The sequence below is a fragment of the Shewanella yunxiaonensis genome, from assembly GCF_018223345.1.
Lineage (GTDB): Bacteria > Pseudomonadota > Gammaproteobacteria > Enterobacterales > Shewanellaceae > Shewanella > Shewanella yunxiaonensis.
Genome location: NZ_CP073587.1, coordinates 3,656,842 through 3,675,088, shown reverse-complemented (window position 1 = coordinate 3,675,088; position 18,247 = coordinate 3,656,842). Strand labels below are relative to the sequence as shown.

13 protein-coding genes are annotated in these 18,247 nt (G+C 48.4%); 11 read left to right on the top strand and 2 right to left on the bottom strand.

Annotated features, from left to right (window positions below):
* The first annotated feature begins 9 nt into the window (after positions 1–9).
* From KDN34_RS16800 to KDN34_RS16765, 8 genes are all read left to right on the top strand, one after another.
* On the top strand, positions 10–2,859 hold the full coding sequence (locus KDN34_RS16800; protein ID WP_212594835.1) for a molybdopterin-dependent oxidoreductase: 2,850 nt from the start codon (positions 10–12) through the stop codon (positions 2,857–2,859).
* 27 nt (positions 2,860–2,886) lie between these two features.
* Positions 2,887–3,486 (top strand): formate dehydrogenase FDH3 subunit beta, encoded by a 600-nt coding sequence (gene fdh3B, locus KDN34_RS16795; RefSeq protein WP_212594834.1) that lies wholly within the window; start codon positions 2,887–2,889, stop codon positions 3,484–3,486.
* Between the two features lie 43 nt (positions 3,487–3,529).
* Complete coding sequence (locus tag KDN34_RS16790; RefSeq protein WP_212594833.1) at positions 3,530–4,537, top strand: formate dehydrogenase subunit gamma; 1,008 nt, start codon at positions 3,530–3,532, stop codon at positions 4,535–4,537.
* 369 nt (positions 4,538–4,906) lie between these two features.
* Complete coding sequence (locus KDN34_RS16785) at positions 4,907–5,104, top strand: twin-arginine translocation signal domain-containing protein (protein WP_212594832.1); 198 nt, start codon at positions 4,907–4,909, stop codon at positions 5,102–5,104.
* Positions 5,105–5,122: 18 nt separating this feature from the next.
* The gene (locus KDN34_RS16780) at positions 5,123–7,978 is read left to right on the top strand and encodes a formate dehydrogenase subunit alpha (RefSeq protein ID WP_212594831.1); all 2,856 of its coding nucleotides are present in this window, start codon (positions 5,123–5,125) and stop codon (positions 7,976–7,978) included.
* 29 nt (positions 7,979–8,007) lie between these two features.
* Complete coding sequence (fdh3B, locus tag KDN34_RS16775; protein ID WP_212594830.1) at positions 8,008–8,577, top strand: formate dehydrogenase FDH3 subunit beta; 570 nt, start codon at positions 8,008–8,010, stop codon at positions 8,575–8,577.
* A 57-nt stretch (positions 8,578–8,634) separates the two neighbouring features.
* The gene (locus KDN34_RS16770; protein WP_212594829.1) at positions 8,635–9,651 is read left to right on the top strand and encodes a formate dehydrogenase subunit gamma; all 1,017 of its coding nucleotides are present in this window, start codon (positions 8,635–8,637) and stop codon (positions 9,649–9,651) included.
* Between the two features lie 275 nt (positions 9,652–9,926).
* Positions 9,927–11,264: a coproporphyrinogen III oxidase family protein gene (locus KDN34_RS16765; RefSeq protein WP_212594828.1), complete on the top strand. Its 1,338-nt coding sequence runs from the start codon at positions 9,927–9,929 to the stop codon at positions 11,262–11,264.
* Between the two features lie 620 nt (positions 11,265–11,884).
* Here the strand turns inward: KDN34_RS16765 and KDN34_RS16760 are convergent.
* Positions 11,885–13,402 carry an anti-phage dCTP deaminase gene (locus KDN34_RS16760; RefSeq protein ID WP_212594827.1) on the bottom strand — a complete coding sequence of 506 codons (1,518 nt, stop codon included), beginning with the start codon at positions 13,400–13,402 and terminating at the stop codon, positions 11,885–11,887.
* A gap of 685 nt (positions 13,403–14,087) precedes the next feature.
* Here KDN34_RS16760 and KDN34_RS16755 point away from each other — a divergent pair.
* Both KDN34_RS16755 and KDN34_RS16750 read left to right on the top strand, forming a co-directional pair.
* Complete coding sequence (locus tag KDN34_RS16755; RefSeq protein ID WP_212594826.1) at positions 14,088–14,717, top strand: flavin reductase family protein; 630 nt, start codon at positions 14,088–14,090, stop codon at positions 14,715–14,717.
* A gap of 16 nt (positions 14,718–14,733) precedes the next feature.
* Positions 14,734–15,000 (top strand): DksA/TraR family C4-type zinc finger protein, encoded by a 267-nt coding sequence (locus KDN34_RS16750; protein WP_212594825.1) that lies wholly within the window; start codon positions 14,734–14,736, stop codon positions 14,998–15,000.
* Between the two features lie 53 nt (positions 15,001–15,053).
* Here the strand turns inward: KDN34_RS16750 and KDN34_RS16745 are convergent, their stop codons facing one another.
* Positions 15,054–15,815: a DUF4097 family beta strand repeat-containing protein gene (locus KDN34_RS16745; protein ID WP_212594824.1), complete on the bottom strand. Its 762-nt coding sequence runs from the start codon at positions 15,813–15,815 to the stop codon at positions 15,054–15,056.
* A 359-nt stretch (positions 15,816–16,174) separates the two neighbouring features.
* Between KDN34_RS16745 and KDN34_RS16740 the strand changes: the two genes are divergently transcribed.
* A complete protein-coding gene (locus KDN34_RS16740; protein ID WP_212594823.1) occupies positions 16,175–18,238 on the top strand; it encodes a putative bifunctional diguanylate cyclase/phosphodiesterase in 2,064 nt (687 codons plus the stop codon).
* The last annotated feature ends 9 nt before the right edge of the window (positions 18,239–18,247 follow it).

The following is an 18,247-nucleotide window of genomic DNA, read 5'->3' as shown; positions in this document are numbered from 1 at the left end:
GTGTGTGAGATGCGATTAAACCGTACATCCGAACAGGTACCTGTGGCTGAAAAGCCATCGTTGGGCCTGAATCGCCGTCAGTTTCTTAAGTCTGCGGGCTTAGCCACTGGTGGTATTGCCGCTGCGTCCATGCTTGGGGCTGGAATGATGCGCAGGGCTGAGGCAACTGAAGTGCCTCATGATGCACCTACTGAAGTTAAACGTACCATCTGCTCCCACTGTGCTGTAGGTTGTGGTCTTTATGCCGAAGTACAGAATGGCGTGTGGACTGGCCAAGAGCCCGCATTTGACCATCCATTCAACCGTGGCGGTCACTGTGCGAAAGGGGCTTCATTGCGTGAAGTGGCTCATGGCGACAAGCGCAACAAATATCCAATGAAGCTGGAAGGCGGTAAGTGGAAACGTTTGAGCTGGGAACAGGCCATCAACGAGATTGGTGACCAGATGCTGAAAATCCGTGAAGAATCCGGTCCAGATTCCGTATATTTCATGGGTAGCGCTAAGTTCTCTAACGAGCAGTCTTATCTGTACCGCAAACTGGCGGCTATGTGGGGCACTAACAACGTCGACCACTCAGCCCGTATTTGTCACTCTACCACTGTAGCCGGTGTGGCCAACACCTGGGGTTACGGTGCGCAAACCAACTCTTTCAACGACATGCATCACTCCAAGCTGATCCTGTTCGTTGGTTCAAACCCAAGTGAAGCTCACCCGGTTGCTATGCAGCACGTATTGGAAGGGAAAGAGCGCGGCGCTAAAGTTATTGTGGTTGATCCACGTTTCACCCGTACTGCAGCTAAGTCTGATGAGTACGTGCATATCCGTCCCGGCACCGACATTCCTTTCATCTATGGTCTGCTGTATCACATCTTCGAGAATGGCTGGGAAGATAAAGACTTCATTAAATCACGTGTTTACGGTATGGAACGTATCCGTGCAGAAGCCGCCAAGTACACCCCTGAAGAAGTGCAGAATGTTGCTGGCGTTAGCAAAGAGCAGATGTTCCGCGTCGCTAAGATGTTGGCTGAACACAAGCCTGGCACCATCGTTTGGTGTATGGGTGGTACACAGCATCACATCGGTAATGCGAACACCCGTGCTTACTGTATCCTGCAGTTAGCCTTGGGTAACATGGGCATCGTCGGTGGTGGTACCAACATTTTCCGTGGTCATGATAACGTGCAGGGTGCAACTGACTTTGGTCTGCTGTTCGACAACTTGCCAGGTTATTACGGCTTGAGCACTGGTGCCTGGGGACATTGGTCCCGCGTGTGGGACCTGCCAGCTGACTGGGTTGCCAGCCGCTTTGACCAAGGTGAATATCTGGGCCAGAAGCCACAAACTTCTGCCGGTATTCCATGTTCACGTTGGCATGACGGTGTACTGGAAGACAAAACCAAGATTGCACAGAAGGACAATATCCGTCTGGCATTCTTCTGGGGTCAGTCTGTTAACACCGAAACCCGTGGTCGTGAAGTGCGTGAAGCATTGAACAAGATGGATACCGTGGTAGTGGTTGATCCACATCCAACTATGGCCTCTGTTATGCCTGAACGTAAGGATGGCGTGTATATTCTGCCAGCCTGTACTCAGTTTGAGACCTACGGTTCCGTCACTGCTTCCAACCGTTCACTGCAGTGGCGTGACAAAGTGATTGAGCCGCATTTCGAATCGCTGCCTGATCACACCATCATGTATAAACTGGCGAAGAAATGGGGTGTTGAGAAAGAATTCTGTAAACACATCCAGGTCAACAATGACGAGCCGTTGGTTGAAGATGTTACCCGCGAATTTAATCGCGGTATGTGGACCATCGGTTACACAGGTCAGAGTCCAGAACGTCTGAAAGAACACCAGAAAAACTGGGGTACTTTCGACTTTGATTCACTGGAAGCTCCCGGTGGCCCATGTAAAGGCGAAACCTACGGTTTGCCTTGGCCTTGTTGGGGTACACCAGAGATGAAACATCCTGGTACTCAAATCCTCTATCGTACCGATCGTGAAGTCCGCTTCGGTGGTGGTAACTTCCGTGCCCGTTATGGGGTGGAACACGATGGTGTGAATATCCTGGCTGAAGGTACCTACTCAAAAGGTAGCGAAATCCAGGATGGTTATCCTGAGTTCAGTGACAAGATGCTGAAGCAACTTGGCTGGTGGGATGATCTGACTGCCGAAGAAAAGACTGCGGCTGAAGGCAAAAACTGGAAAACCGACCTGTCTGGTGGTATCCAGCGTGTTGCCATCAAGCATGGTTGTATCCCATTCGGTAACGCTAAGGCCCGTTGTATCGTGTGGAACTTCCCGGATGATATCCCGCTGCACCGCGAACCGCTGTATACACCGCGTCGCGACCTGGTAGCGAAATATCCGACTTATGAAGACCGCATGGTGGCGCGTCTGCCTACCTTGTACAAGTCAATTCAGGAGAAGGATTTCTCTAAAGATTTCCCAATGATCCTGACTTCCGGTCGTCTGGTTGAGTATGAAGGCGGCGGTGAAGAAACCCGTTCTAACCCATGGCTGGCTGAATTGCAGCAGGAGATGTTCATTGAAATGAACCCTGGTGATGCTGCTGACCGTGGCGTGCGCAGTGAAGACGATGTTTGGGTACATAGTCCTGAAGGCGCACAGATCAAAGTGAAAGTGATGGTAACTCCTAGGGTACAACCTGGTGAGTGCTTCATGCCTTATCACTTTGCGGGGATCTTCGAAGGTAAGAGTTTAGTAGATAAATATCCTGAAGGCACAGTGCCTTATGTTCAGGGTGAGTCTGCTAACACCGTATTGACTTACGGCTACGACGTGGTGACACAGATGCAGGAAACCAAAACCAGCCTGTGTCAGATCACCAAAGCCTGACCGTACTTGATGAGGAGATAAGCCACTATGGCAGTCATGAAATTCTTATGTGACACCAAGCGCTGCATCGAGTGTAACGGTTGCGTCACAGCCTGTAAAAACGAAAACGACTCCGCTCTCGAGTGGGGTATCCAGCGTCGCCGCGTGGTAACCATCAATGATGGTCAGCCCGGCGAAGCCTCCATCTCAGTTGCTTGTATGCACTGTACCGATGCGCCTTGTATGGCAGTTTGCCCGGCAGACTGTTTCTACCGTACCGAGGAAGGCATTGTACTGCATAACAAAAACACCTGTATCGGTTGCGGCTACTGCTTCTATGCTTGTCCTTTCGGGGCGCCTCAGTTCCCGAAAAAGACCGCATTTGGCAGTCGCGGCAAAATGGACAAATGTACTTTCTGTGCGGGCGGTCCGGAAGAGAACTTCTCCGAGCGTGAACACAAATTGTACGGTGCCAACCGTATTGCAGAAGGCAAGTTGCCTATGTGTGCCGAGCTTTGTTCAACCAAAGCGTTGCTCGCCGGTGATGCCCAAGTGGTTTCCGGTATCTACCGTGAGCGTATGGCCCGCCGTGGCGCCAGCCCTGATGTGATCTGGGGATATAACCCCAAGACTGGTGTGATCAACTAAGAGTGAACCGGGACGGAGAAATCCGTCCTGGCGAGGAGTGACTATGGTAATCAAATCACTGCGTAGCCTGTTCGCTCTGATGTTGTTGGTCTGTGGTATGGGGCTGTCAGCGACAGCTTTTGCCGCCGATGAACAGTCCAGTCAGCAGCAGGCAACTGCGCAAACCAGCGAAGCCGATCTTTGGCGTGCGGTGCGAGCCGGTGATACCGGAACCACCACTGCCAAAGGGGTGGAGCGGGGCGTGTTGATTAATGTGACCGGGGAGCAGGGTCGGGAGATCCGCAATAAATACGTGACACCCGTAATGGGTTTTGCTGTTGTTGGCGTATTTGGTGCGTTTCTGCTGTTTTACTTTGTGAACGGTCCAGCGCGGTTGAATGATGGCTTTTCCGGCAAGATGGTATTTCGCTGGAGTAAAGCGGATCTCATTCTCCACTGGTGTGTGGCAATTAGCTGTCTGACCCTGATTTTCACTGGTCTCAATATTATGCTGGGTAAGCATGTGTTGCAGCCAATGGTTGGGGAAGGAAGCGGTATCTGGGCATCACTGATCTACGGCTCTAAAACTATCCATGATTGGGTGGGACCATTCTTTATCGTCTGTTGGGCGATATTGGTGGTGAAATGGATGCCACATCAAATGCTCAAGGGCTACGATTTCAAGTGGTTCCTGACCGTTGGTGGTTATTTCAACGTCGGCCCGCTCAAGGGCAAGCATGCCGATTCCGGTTTTGCTAACGCCGGTGAAAAAGCCTGGTTCTGGACGCTGGCAATCTTCGGGTTGTTCATCGCCATTTCCGGGGTAATGATGGTGTTGCCTGGCTTGGATCTGCCACGTGAAGCCTCTATGGCAGCGTTGCTGGTTCACGGTATCAGCGCAATCCTGATCATTGCCTTCACCATCGTGCATATCTGGATGGCTACTGTCCTCAGTGAGGGTGGTATGGAATGTATGGTTTCTGGTTATTGTGATGAAAACTGGGCTATGCAGCACCACAACCTGTGGTATGACGAAATCAAAGCTAATGGCACGCTGAAATATCGCGAATAATTGCAATTTGCTATATAAAACACCCCGGCTTGCCGGGGTGTTTTTTTTCATCTGCTGGGCTGTAGTTAAGCTACAACTGATTAACAAATTGCAGGCGTAATCCCTTAAAAATGTAAGGATTTAAATCTGCACAAAACATGATGTAGTTAACGCTTTTTGTGACCCTAAGCGCCACGGTCACAGCAATACTGCGCCAGATCAATATCTGTATTTCTTTGTTCTCTTATATTCCCCGAGCCTAATGATAATCCCCTATTCAATTGATTGAATTTTGGTCAAATTTGGTCGGCTTTGTGAATGATTCGTTAATTCTCAAATGCCGCATTTCCCTCGTATCTCGCATGGATGAACCAACCCAGGAGTAACAAAGTGAAAGAGCAGAAGCCCGATCTGCAACGCAGATCCCTGCTGAAAGCCCTGACCATAGGCACAGCTGCCGGCGTAGCCGTTGCTGCCTCCCAGGTCTCTGTGGCACAGGCAAATGAAAGCACTGATAACGCTACCACCCATCAGGATGGCTATCGTGAAACAGCGCATATCCGTAATTATTACAATAGCCTGCGTTAACCCAGGAGAAATTAAGCGATGAAGTTAACTCGCACTTCCACCGTCGCCGCTAAGGCCGACACACCAACACTGGGGATTAGTCGTCGTCAGTTTATGAAAAGCGCTGGTATCGCCACCGGCGGTATTGCAGCTGCGTCATTCCTTGGTACCGGCATGATGCGCCGCGCAGAAGCCAAAGAAGTTCCACATGATGCGCCTATTGAAGTAAAACGCACCATCTGTAGCGCTTGCGCCGTAGGTTGTGGTTTATACGCTGAAGTACAAAACGGTGTATGGACTGGTCAGGAACCCGCATTCGATCACCCATTTAACCAAGGCGGCCACTGCGCTAAAGGTGCAGCACTGCGTGAGCACGGTCATGGGGAAAAACGCGTTAAATATCCAATGAAGCTGGTAGACGGCAAGTGGAAACGTATCTCTTGGGAAACCGCCATTGAAGAAGTCGGCGACCAGATGCTGAAGATCCGCAACGAGTCAGGTCCAGATTCTTTGTATTTCATGGGGAGCGCCAAGTTCTCTAACGAAGGCTGCTACATGTACCGTAAATTTGCGGCCATGTGGGGGACTAACAACGTCGATCATTCAGCCCGTATTTGTCACTCTACCACTGTAGCCGGTGTTGCTAACACTTGGGGTTACGGTGCGCAAACCAACTCATTCAACGACATCCAGAATACCAAAGCGATTTTCTTCATCGGTTCAAACCCGGCTGAAGCACATCCTGTGGCAATGCAACATATTCTGCTGGCGAAAGAACGTAACAACGCCAAGATCATCGTGATTGATCCTCGTTTCTCTCGTACTGCAGCACACGCAGATCTGCATGTGAATATTCGTCCAGGTACTGATATTCCATTCATCTACGGCATGTTGTGGCACATTTTTGAAAACGGCTGGGAAGATAAAACCTTCATCGAACAGCGCGTATTCGCCATGGATGAAATCCGTAAAGAAGCCAAGAAGTTCCCACCTGCTGAAGTGGCTAACATCTGTGGTATCAGCGAAGACTCGCTGTATAAAACAGCCAAACTGTTTGCTGATAACCGTCCAGGTACTGTGGTCTGGTGTATGGGGGGGACTCAACACCACATCGGTAACGCCAACACCCGCGCATACTGCATCCTGCAGTTAGCACTCGGTAACATGGGTAAACAGGGCGGCGGTACTAACATTTTCCGTGGCCACGATAACGTACAGGGTGCGACTGACCTTGGTCTGCTGTTCGATACGTTACCGGGTTACTATGGTCTGACTACCGGCGCCTGGAAACACTGGTCTCACGTATGGGATCTGGATTTCGACTGGGTTAAAGGCCGCTTCGATAACGGTGAATACCTTGATCGCGTCCCCATGAATACTCCGGGGATCCCATGTTCTCGTTGGCATGATGGTGTGCTGGAAGGCAAAGCTAAACTGGCACAACGCGACAACATCCGTATGGCATTTTTCTGGGGACAATCCGTCAACACTGAAACTCGTCAACGTGATGTGCGTGATGCATTAGACAAGATGGATACCATCGTCGTCGTTGACCCAACACCAACCATGGCCGGTGTTATGCACCGCCGTAAAAACGGTGTTTACCTGTTACCAGCTTGTACCCAATTTGAATCTCGTGGTTCGCTGTCTAACTCAGGCCGTTCAATACAATGGCGTGAACAGGTCATTGAACCGCTGTTTGAATCCAAAAATGACTTGGAAATCATGTACCTGTTGTCTAAGAAATTAGGCTTTGACAAAGAGTACACCAAGCGTATGCAACTGGATGAGAAAGGCATTCCATTAGTGGAAGACGTGACCCGCGAAATTAACCGCGGCATGTGGACCATTGGTATGAGTGGCCAAAGCCCAGAGCGTATCAAAGCGCACACCCAGAACTGGGGCACTTTCAGCACTAAGACCCTTGAAGCCGAAGGCGGCCCATGCAAAGGCGAAACTTACGGTTTGCCTTGGCCATGTTGGGGCGCACCAGAGCAGAAACATCCTGGTACGCAAATTCTGTACAACACAAGCAAACATGTGTTGCAGGGTGGTGGTAACTTCCGTGCCCGTTACGGCGTGGAATACCAGGGCCACAACATTCTGGCCGAAGGTTCTTACTCCTTGGGTTCAGAAATTCAGGATGGTTACCCTGAATTCTCCGACAAGCTGCTGAAGCAACTTGGCTGGTGGGATGATCTGACTGCTGAAGAAAAAGCCGAAGCCGAAGGCAAAAACTGGAAGACTGACTTGTCTGGCGGTATCCAGCGTGTGGCGATGAAACATGGTTGTATCCCATTTGGTAACGCGAAGGCCCGTTGTATTGTGTGGACCTTCCCTGACCAAGTGCCAGTACACCGCGAACCGCTGTACACACCACGTCGTGATCTGGTTGCAAAATACCCAACTTATGACGACATGCAGGTACATCGCCTACCCACACTGTACAAGTCAATCCAGCAACAGGATATGACTGGCAAATACCCACTGGCACTGACTTCTGGTCGTTTGGTGGAATACGAAGGTGGTGGTGAAGAATCCCGTGGTAACCCATGGTTGGCTGAACTGCAACAGCAGATGTACGTGGAAATTAACCCTGCTGACGCTGCTGATCGTAGCATTCGCAACGGTGACAAAGTATGGCTGGAAGGCGCTGAAGGCGGCCGTGTGCTGGTACAGGCCATGGTGACTCCGCGTGTTAAACAGGGGGTTACCTGGATGCCATACCATTTTGCCGGTGTCATGCATGGTGAAAGTCTGGAAGCGAACTATCCGGAAGGTACTGCACCGTATGTGCTGGGCGAATCTGCCAACACTGCGCTGACCTACGGTTATGACCCTGTGACCCAGATGCAGGAGACCAAAGCGTCCCTGTGCCAGATCGTCAAAGCTTGATTGCAGCGTAAGTGAGGAGAATTGCCACTATGGCTACCATGAAATTTTTGTGTGATACCAAACGCTGCATCGAATGTAACGGCTGTGTCACCGCTTGTAAAAACGAAAACGACTCCGCGCTTGAGTGGGGTATTCAACGTCGCCGTGTAGTGACCCTGCACGATGGTCAACCCGGCGAAGCTTCTATCTCTGTTGCCTGTATGCATTGCTCTGATGCGCCATGCATGGCTGTGTGCCCGGCAGATTGCTTCTATCGCACCGAAAATGGTGTGGTGCTGCATAACAAAGACAAGTGTATTGGTTGTGGTTATTGCCTGTACGCTTGTCCGTTCGGTGCGCCACAGTTCCCGAAAAAAGGCGCATTTGCTGCTCGTGGCAAAATGGATAAATGTACTTTCTGCTCTGGCGGCCCAGAAGAGAACTTCTCTGAAGCTGAACGTCAGAAGTACGGTTCTAACCGTATTGCAGAAGGCAAGCTGCCAATGTGTGCTGAATTATGCGCGACCAAGGCGCTGCTCGCCGGTGATGCCGAAGTGGTTTCCGGTATCTACCGTGAGCGTGTGGCCTATCGTGGCGCTGACAACTCAGCCTGGAAGTAAGCCGTCCGTACAGAGATAACCGACCTACTCCTTGTGGGTCGGTGAGAGAGGTTTTTAATGAACAAATGGTTCAAACAACTGGGTTTAGCCGCTGCGCTGCTGTTTAGCACAGTGAGCTTTGCCGCTGAGACCCCGGCCCCTGCAGCACAACCAGAAGCGGTAGTGGCTGCGGTGCAGGCTCAGCAATCGGAGTATTCACAGCTGTGGACCGAACTTAAAAACGGCGCTACCGGGTATACCACCTCCCAGAGCCAGTTTCATAACCAGCCGATCAATAGCTATGATCTGCGGGTACTGGAATTGCGCAGTGGCTGGTTGGCTCCAGGTCTGATGCTGGCACTGTTCGGCATGATCATCATTTTTGCCTTATTTATCATGGTTAACGGTATTTCCAAACTGCACCATGGTTTCTCCGGCAAGATGGTCCATCGCTGGTCAAAACTGGATATCTCTATCCACTGGTTAGGGGCGATTCCTTGCCTGACCTTGATCCTCACAGGCTTAACTCTGCTGGCAGGTCGTTTTTTCCTGCAGCCGGTGGTGAGTGAAGGGTTCTGGGCTGGCGTGGTGTATTTTGCCAAGCAAGTGCACAACGTTATGGCAATCCCGTTCATGTTCGGCTGGTTGCTGATGACCCTGATGTGGGCGAAAAACCAGATGCCGAAGATGTATGACCTGAAATGGTTCCTGGTGGTGGGTGGTTACATCAACTTCGGACCTTTCAAAGGTAAACATCCGGATTCTGGCTTTGCTAACGCCGGTGAAAAGATGTGGTTCTGGACCTTCGCCTTGTTTGGTCTGGTGATCTCTGCTTCTGGTATGTTGCTGCTGTTCCCGAACCTGTTCGAGCCCAGCCGCACCCTGAGCCTGATCTCCCTGATCCTGCACGCGATCAGCGCTATCATCATTTGCGCGTTCTCTATCGTGCACATCTTCATGGCGACTGTGATGTCAGAAGGTGGTATGGAATGTATGATTTCCGGCTACTGCGATGAGAACTGGGCGACCCAGCATCACAACCTGTGGTTCGATGAAATCAAGGCTAACGGCTCATTGAAATACCGCGAATCCTGATTTTCAATCTGAATTAAGCCGCGTATCACACGCGGCTTTTTTTATGCCACATACCTAGCACATTTGACCTTAATGGTTGACATTTATTCGTAATAGCTAAAACATGACAACCTTAACAAAACCGGGCGACCATAGCTGATAGGTGATGCTAACTTCTAGCCAGTTCACGTTTTGCAAAAGACTTAGGATGTACCCTGCAAACTCGAAACGCTGCCTTGGATATTCACTAACTAGTTGTGGTATTTAAGGATTATGTAACCCAGACAGGAACCGTTATGTCATCTGTTATCCAAACTCTCGATCAACAACTGGTATCAAGCTACCAATCCAATATCACAGTACCTAACTGGATGCTGCGGGCGATGGAAGGGGTGATGCACTACTACGTTGATAAGAATCTGAGACTGGATACTATCTCCGCCGATATCATGCCGGCGCCGGTAGAGGGCAAAAAGTACATGCTGTACGCCCATGTGCCGTTCTGTCATACCCTGTGCTCATACTGCACTTTCCACCGTTTCCTGTTTAAGGAAGACAAAGCCCGTCGCTATTTTGTGGCGTTGCGTAAAGAGATGGAAATGGTCAAAGCCTTGGGTTATGACTTTGAGTCCATGTATATCGGTGGCGGTACCACCACAGTGCTGGAAGATGAACTGGCGCGTACCATTGAGCACGCCAAGACGCTGTTCCCGTCCATTAAGGAAGTTTCCTGCGAATCCGATCCACAACATCTGGATAGCCCTGGTTTCAAACAGTTGAAAGGGCTGGTGGACCGTATGTCCATTGGCGTACAGAGCTTTAATGACGATATTCTGCGGATGACCGAACGTCTGGAAAAATTCGGTTCTGGTCAGGAAACTTTCGATAAGATCATGGCCGCCAAAGAGCTGTTCCCGATCATCAACGTTGACCTGATCTTTGGCTTCCGCGGGCAGACTGATGAAGTGATCCAGCATGATCTGGATATGGCGTCCCGTCTTGACCCTCGGCAGATCACCACTTATCCGCTGATGGTCACTCACCAGACGCGCAAGAGTGTAAAAGCCACGCTGGCTGCTCCGCATGCCGACATGGCGAACCAGTACCGGATGATCCTCAATACCCTGGTCGGTCAATATAATCAGCTCTCAGCCTGGGCCTTCGGTAAAGCCAACAATGAAGGCTTTGATGAATATGTGATTGATTACGATGAATATCTTGGCGTGGGTTCCGGTTCCTTCAGTTTCCTCAATGACACCCTGTACGTGAATACCTTCTCGCTGCGTAATTATGAAGAACGGATCAAGAACGGCAAAATGGGGGTTGAGCAGCAAAAGAATTACAGCCAAAAAGATGTGATGCAGTATCGCTTCCTGTTGGGGATGTTTTCTGGCCGTCTGTCGCGTAAATACTTCCGTGACACCTTTGGCGTTAACCTGGATACCGCGCTGCTGAAAGAGATGACCTCAATGAAATTGATTGGGGCGTTGAAGAATGATCCCGAAAATCCAGAAGAGCTGATCGTCACCGACAACGGCAAGATGATGGGGCTGTTGATGATGAAAGAATTCTACTCCGGCATGGATAACGTACGGGCACAGCTGCGTAAGCCACTGAAACCTTGTGATATGTAACGATTTTTAAGACGCCGTCTGGCGTTGGGGGCGTAAGCCGGAAGGAGGGAGTAAAGCGTTGCTTTGCTCCCTTTTTTGTGGGTTGCAGATTGTATTGGGCAATCTGCAATTGTGGGCAGCTATACCAAGCCGCCGCTTGGTTAGTTCGGTATCGCTGCGAGATGGCAACCTGCGGTTGCTAGCGCTGAGGTTGGCGCCTTGCAAACTTCGTTTGCAAAAGATGTATGGCTGCGCCATACCAAGCTGCGCTTGGCAACGTCGTGAGCTTTCGTGCTCACACTACGATTGTGATTTATCACTGCGTGATTGCAAACTGCGTTTGCGAAAGTCGTGGAGCTACTCGCTCCACACCAGAGCCAAGGGGCGATGCTCGTCCCTCGCCCCTTGGAACCCCGACGACGCCCCACGTCGCTAAACGCTTCGGCGCTTCTGGTTTGTCATTTTCGCAAATTGCCGCCAACTCGGAATCCATTCCTCGGCGCGGCTTTGACGCATCCATGCGTCAATTGCTCAATGCCTGCCCAACGCACCTACGCAGCGTCGAAGGGGAATCGGTGTCGCTTGAATATTAAACTGACCAATATGAAATTTAATCATTTATTCAGGAGTGTATTGGTACGTTATTCTTGTTGAGGATTTAGTTTTTTATTAACTATTTCAGCAATTCGATATTCATAATCATGATAACTATCTAGATATTGTGGATCTACATGATGACTTTCGATAATGTTGAACTCTATAGCTCTTCCTGACTCGTCCTTTCTTTTGTTATTAAACTTGAAAAATGATTGATATCTATTAGGGGATACTCCTTCAAAAGGTTCGAATGAAACCTTGTTTGGTTCTTTGCTATCAGTGATCGCATCACTATGAAGTTGAATAGCTAAACTTTTTTCATAAGGTTCAATATATACAACTCTTTTTATTCCAGATGCAACAATGTGTCTTGCACAATTATGACAAGGATAAGTTGTACAATATAATGTAGTATTGGTAGTGGATGTAGATGGTGACCTTGCTAAAGTCGTAATTGCATCCATTTCTGCATGTATAGCTCTAGAATATTCAATGATAGATTTAGCTTTTGTGTCTAGCATTATTTTAGATGCCAAATCTTTTGCTGTCTGAGTCGGAATTTTATTTTCTAGTAATACTTTTTCAATTTCTGACTGAAGAATATCTTTATGCTTATCATTAGAGCACCTTTTTTGGTAAATGCATCTGAAGTCTGTTTCTGAGTTAGCATCATATAGACCTCCTTTAAATTTAGGAACATCATTGCAACCTGTAGACAGTACTTCTCCTGAATCATCCATAATTGCAGCACCTACTTGCCTAGATAGACAGGCTGATTTTAAAGCTGATGAATATGCAGTAAATAGACCTATTTCATCATATGTTGGTGTATTCCCAACCTGTCCATGAATTAAGTTAACAAATCTTTTTACAGATGTTTCCATGAGTTTGCTTTGATTTGAAATATTTCGAATAAAATAGTCTGCACTATAAAGAGATTTTTCCACTTGTTGCCCATGTGGGTTATCATCTTTTCGATCTCTTCTGATTAGTTCATCTATTTGCGCCGCATCAATTTGTTCATCACTTAAATTAAGCTTTCGCTCTTTCTCGGTTCTAATAAGTCCGATCTGATAAAAGTTGTTTGAATAAACTGTTTTTAATAATCCAATCTCTTGAGGGTGTTTTAATTGGTCTATTATATAGGCTACTTTTTTATCTGTTTTAACGATCTCTCCATTTTCCTCTTGAGAACCAAAATGCTTATCTCTAAATACAGTTATTTGATTTATTGCAACTTCAGCAAGAAAAGTATTTGAATATTGCTTTCTTAACGTGTCACCTGCGTCTTGTAACTTATTGTAACGATCATATCTTTTTAAATCTGCGAGGTTTCCACCAACAATATCACTAATTAGTTTACTCACTCTTATGTGATGAACCAAATAGCCAGAAGATTGCAAAACGCTAGTTAAAGTTTCATTTAGAGCTTTGACACCAGAGCCTATTGCCCCACATAAACCTATTACAAGTTCTTGAGATCTTCGATTCTGAATGTGTCTTGTTGTATTCTGTGGAGTAATTGAGGGAACTAAATTTGTAACTGTGTTGGTTGTTGACATTCTTTACTCTCTCTATTCCTTGAGCATTGAAATACAGAGTATAAGTAAAAAATGGATTAATAAATCACCAACGTAATTTTTTTGCTGCTTCTAACACATTTTTTTGGGATTTTTCATTAGTTCTAGTCTTTGAAGATAAACAAATGATATTAGAACTCTCGGCTTTAGACGAGCGTTTATCTACATTTGAATTTTCGTTATCTTGCTTAACTAGAGTTAACATATCGACTCCCATTTGAACATGCGCATTTACTGGCCGCGAATTGTACAGTTTCCTTGTACTGAATCAATATAAATCTAACCTAAATAAAATAGATAGTGAAGATATTACTTTCATATTGCGATTCAAGTCGTACTGAAAATAACCTTTTTAAAAACAACAATATATAGTTATTGTTAGATTATATGGTGTTGCATAGTTAGATATGACACTACATATAGTATATCCGGTATCATCATGTTTGATTCATGTAATAGTTTATCTGCTCTTGTCACAGATTGTGGTACGACATGAGTATTCAATTGAGTGATAAGGCCTAACGCATGTGTTCTATTGGAGTTGTACTGAATAAGCTGTTACTCCTTGAATCCGAATCTGTACACCCATATTGAGATAGATACCTCATCTCCAGTTAAGTCACTTGATGGCAACTTACTAAAAACCCTTGGAAGTTAGGAGATCTGCATGTCGAGTCAGTTTCATTTTTATCAGCCCAAGCAAGATCATGGCTTGGCGTATAATCCGCTGAAATCGATTGTTGCGCCGCGGCCGATTGGCTGGATCTCTAGCTGTAATCCTGATGGTGTGGCGAACCTCGCGCCTTATAGTTTTTTCAATATGTTTGCGGATGTGCCACCGATTATTGGCTTTTGTAGTTCGGGTTGGAAAGACAGTGTGGCCAATATTGAGCAAACCGGTGAGTTTTGCTGGAATCTCGCCACTAAGCCGTTGGCGGCGCAGATGAATATCAGTTGTGCTGGCGTTGCTAGCGAGGTGGATGAGTTTCAATTAGCGGGCTTGGTAAAGGCGCCGTCGCAGTTGGTGAAGGTGCCGCGGGTGGCGGCAAGTCCGGCATCGTTTGAATGTAGGCTGACACAATTGATCCGGCTGCAAACGGCGGCGAAACAGCCGATGGACAATTGGCTAGTGCTGGGCGAAGTCGTGGGCGTACATATTGATAAGCGTTTTATCAAAGATGGCATTTATCAAACCATTGCGGCTGAGCCGATCTTGCGTGCGGGTGGTCCGGCGAGCTATTTTGGTATTAGTGCCGCGACCGAATTTGAGATGGCGCGGCCGTCAGTTACTGAGTAGAAAAGCGGAGGTCATTGTGGCATCAGGTTGGGCACAAGATGGGGCTGAGCAACAACAGATCGACAGCACTGTTGAAGATGCGCTCGCCCGGGTGCGCGGTGAGCTTCCCAAGGGCGAAAGTCTGACTGAATGCGAAGAGTGCGGCGACACGATCCCAGAGGCGCGACGTGTGGCGATTCCGGGTGTGCGCTTGTGCGTGAATTGTCAGGCAGCGCAAGACAAACAACGTCAGGCCTTTGCGGGGTATAATCGTCGGGGTTCCAAAGACAGTCAGTTACGCTGAAGTTGTTCTCGTAAATAAGCTGGACAAATGCCCGGCTTTTTACATCTGCTCTGTTACTTGTTCAGTTTTACTGGCCCATTAATATCGTCAAAGTGCACATCGCCAGAGCCCGCGCTCTCGATATTCAGCCCCAGAGTGTGGCGCACATCAATGTCGCCGGAACCATCATCAATGGTGACAGTGCCTTGGACATTTTTAACGGTCATACCACCAGAGCCATCATCAATCCGAATATCGCCAGCGACATTACGGATGTTGATGTCACCAGAACCATCATCCAGGCGAATTTTACCGCTGATGTTTGCCAGCAACACACTGCCTGAGCCGTCCTCGATATCGAGGTTATGGCCGCCGCGAATGGTGAGATCGCCGGAACCATCAACGACTGTTACATCGGCGGTCATATCGCGGATCTCCAATTGTCCGGAACCATCGGTGATATCAAGCGCGATAGCGGCCGGGACGGTAACCCGCAAGTTAATATGGGGCGAGTTACGATTGATGCTGAAGTGACTATCGAACTTGGCGACTAACACGGCTTGCGTGCCATGCTGTTCGAGTGTCAGTTTGGCGGGGTTATCTGGATACTCATAAACATCGGCATCCACGGTAATCTGTTGTTGTCCGGCAACACCGACAATCACCAGATCCCCGGCACCCGTATCGGCTTTTAACTGCTGAATATCGGTAGCGTTGAGTTGCAACGTCCGGTGACCGAAATTCAACGGTTCACTTGGTGCGCCATTAACATAAAACACGCAGCCGGTAAGTGGCAGCATGCAGGCTATTGCCAGCAGTGTTGAGCGGATAAACATATCAGTCAGTCCTTGTTATCGGGCGGAATAACCATAGACGTTACCCCGCGATGAAATTCTCGGTTCAGACATAGCAGATGTTGTGCCAGAATTATTTACGATTAAAATCATATAGATAATACTAAGTGTGGGTAGGCATCAAGAACTGCTTAGCGGTTTTAACCGATGAACGGTGAAATTGACTAACTGATGCTACAGCATAAAAAGCATGACAGCGCTTATTCATATGGCTGCATCTAGCTTGGTGAAAAATTGTGCTCTATGATGATGCTGAAACTACACTCATTACTGATAACGCCGTAGCTACACCATCGGAAAATTACGTGTCGGGCATACTGTTAACAAGGAGCGTCTACAGCATGAAAAGGCCAGTGTTTAAGAATCTTCAACTTCTGCGGTTGCATTGGCGACGCGGCACACTGACCTATCTACTGGCATTGCTGATTATTGGGGTCTTAGCACTGTTGTCGCATTATTTAGTGCAAAGCATCGTCAACCAGCAGGAAGCCAGCGCCAGAGTGGTAAACCTAGCGGGGCGGCAGCGCATGTTATCGCAACGTATTACGCTGTTCGCCGGGCAGTTATTAGCGGAAAAACGTAATCAATCCATCACGCTCTATCCGGGAGAATATCTCGACGCTATTGCCACCATGAAAAAAGTCCATCAGGGCTTGATGCATGGGTCTCTGTCGCTGGAAATTCCCGCGCCGGAATCCGCCGCCATACATAAAATCTTTACCAGCCCGCCGATTAATCTCGACCAACGACTACAGGCTTTTTTTCAGTTAGCTGACAGTATCGTCGACGAATCATTGCCGCTGACTGCGCGACAGCAAGCCTATCAGGCGTTAAGCACAATGGCGCGTTATGACATTCTTAACGCGTTGGATGCGCTGGTACTGCAATTTCAGAAAGACAGTGAAGCGGCCATTGCCAAATTACAGCAGTACAACCGACTGTCGTTAATGGGTATGTTGATAACGCTGTTACTGGAGGCGTTGTTTATCTTTCGCCCGCTGCTGTTGTCACTCTATCGTCGCGAAAAGCAGTACCTGCTGCTGCTTAGAAAGATGGATGCTGAAATTGCCCATCGGGTCAGTTTTCAAACCTTTAATGATCCCTTGACTGGCTTACCCAATCGCATCTCCATGCTCGAAAAAATTCAGACCTGTATAACGTTGGCGCAGCAGAATGGCAGCTCACTGGTTGTGATTTCGGTGGGTTTAGACCGCTTTAAAGACATCAATAATAGCCTGGGGCACGATAAGGGCGATGAGCTGCTGATCGGGATCGGCGAGCGATTGCAAGGATTGGTTCAGCAGTATCACGGGTTTCTCGGGCGCATAACCGGTGATGAATTTGCCATTGTCCTCGACCAACGCAAAGAAAATCTGGAGTTAGTGCAGCTGATGCGACAACTGCTGCAATCTATTGCGGAACCGTTTGAGGGGGAAAGCTTTTGCATACATGTGACCGCATCACTGGGATTGGCATGTTATGCAGACGATGGTGCCAATGCCCGTAGTTTACTGATGCATGCCAATCAGGCGATGCGGATTGCCAAAGATGAAGGCGGCAGTTGTTTCCGTTTCTTCCAGCCCATTATGACGTCGAAGATGACACGACGGATCAAGTTGGATCAGGAACTGCGCTTAGCGATGAGTGACTGTGCACAGCTGATGTTGTTTTATCAACCCAAAGTGGACTTACGCGATGGTCGCATTGCCGGCGTTGAAGCCCTATTGCGCTGGCACCACCCGCAACAGGGCATGATTTCTCCGGCAGAGTTTATTCCGATAGCGGAAGACTCTGGGTTAATCGTGGAGTTAGGTGACTGGGTACTGGTGCGCGCATTTGAACAGATGTCATGGTGGCAACAACAAGGGTTTACGGTTGATGTTGCCATCAACATCTCGGCCAAGCAGTTACTGCGACGTAATATCAGTGAACGAGTGCTGTCGTTAACGCAGCAGTTAGAGGTTGATCCACGACATGTGCAGCTAGAAATTACCGAAAATAACCTCATGGACAATATGAGCCGTATTTTGCCGCAGCTTCAGGCTTTGCAGCAGTATGGGTTTACGCTGGCCATTGATGACTTTGGCACCGGGCATTCCAGCCTGTCGCGTTTACGCGATTTACCGGTAAAAGTACTGAAAATAGATCGCTCCTTCGTCATAAACGCGCTACGCGACCAAAAGGATGAACAACTGGTGGAGGCGATTATTGGGATTGGTCATACCCTCAATCGCACGGTTATTGCCGAAGGGATTGAAACACCTGAACAGATGGCACTGCTGCAACAGCTCGGTTGCGAAGAGGGACAGGGCTTTTTATTTGCTAAACCGATGTCGGCTGAGCAGTTGGAAGCATTGCTGCATAAAGGAAGGATTGATCTGAGCAGTAAAGAGGAGATGGCCTGATGTTCGGGG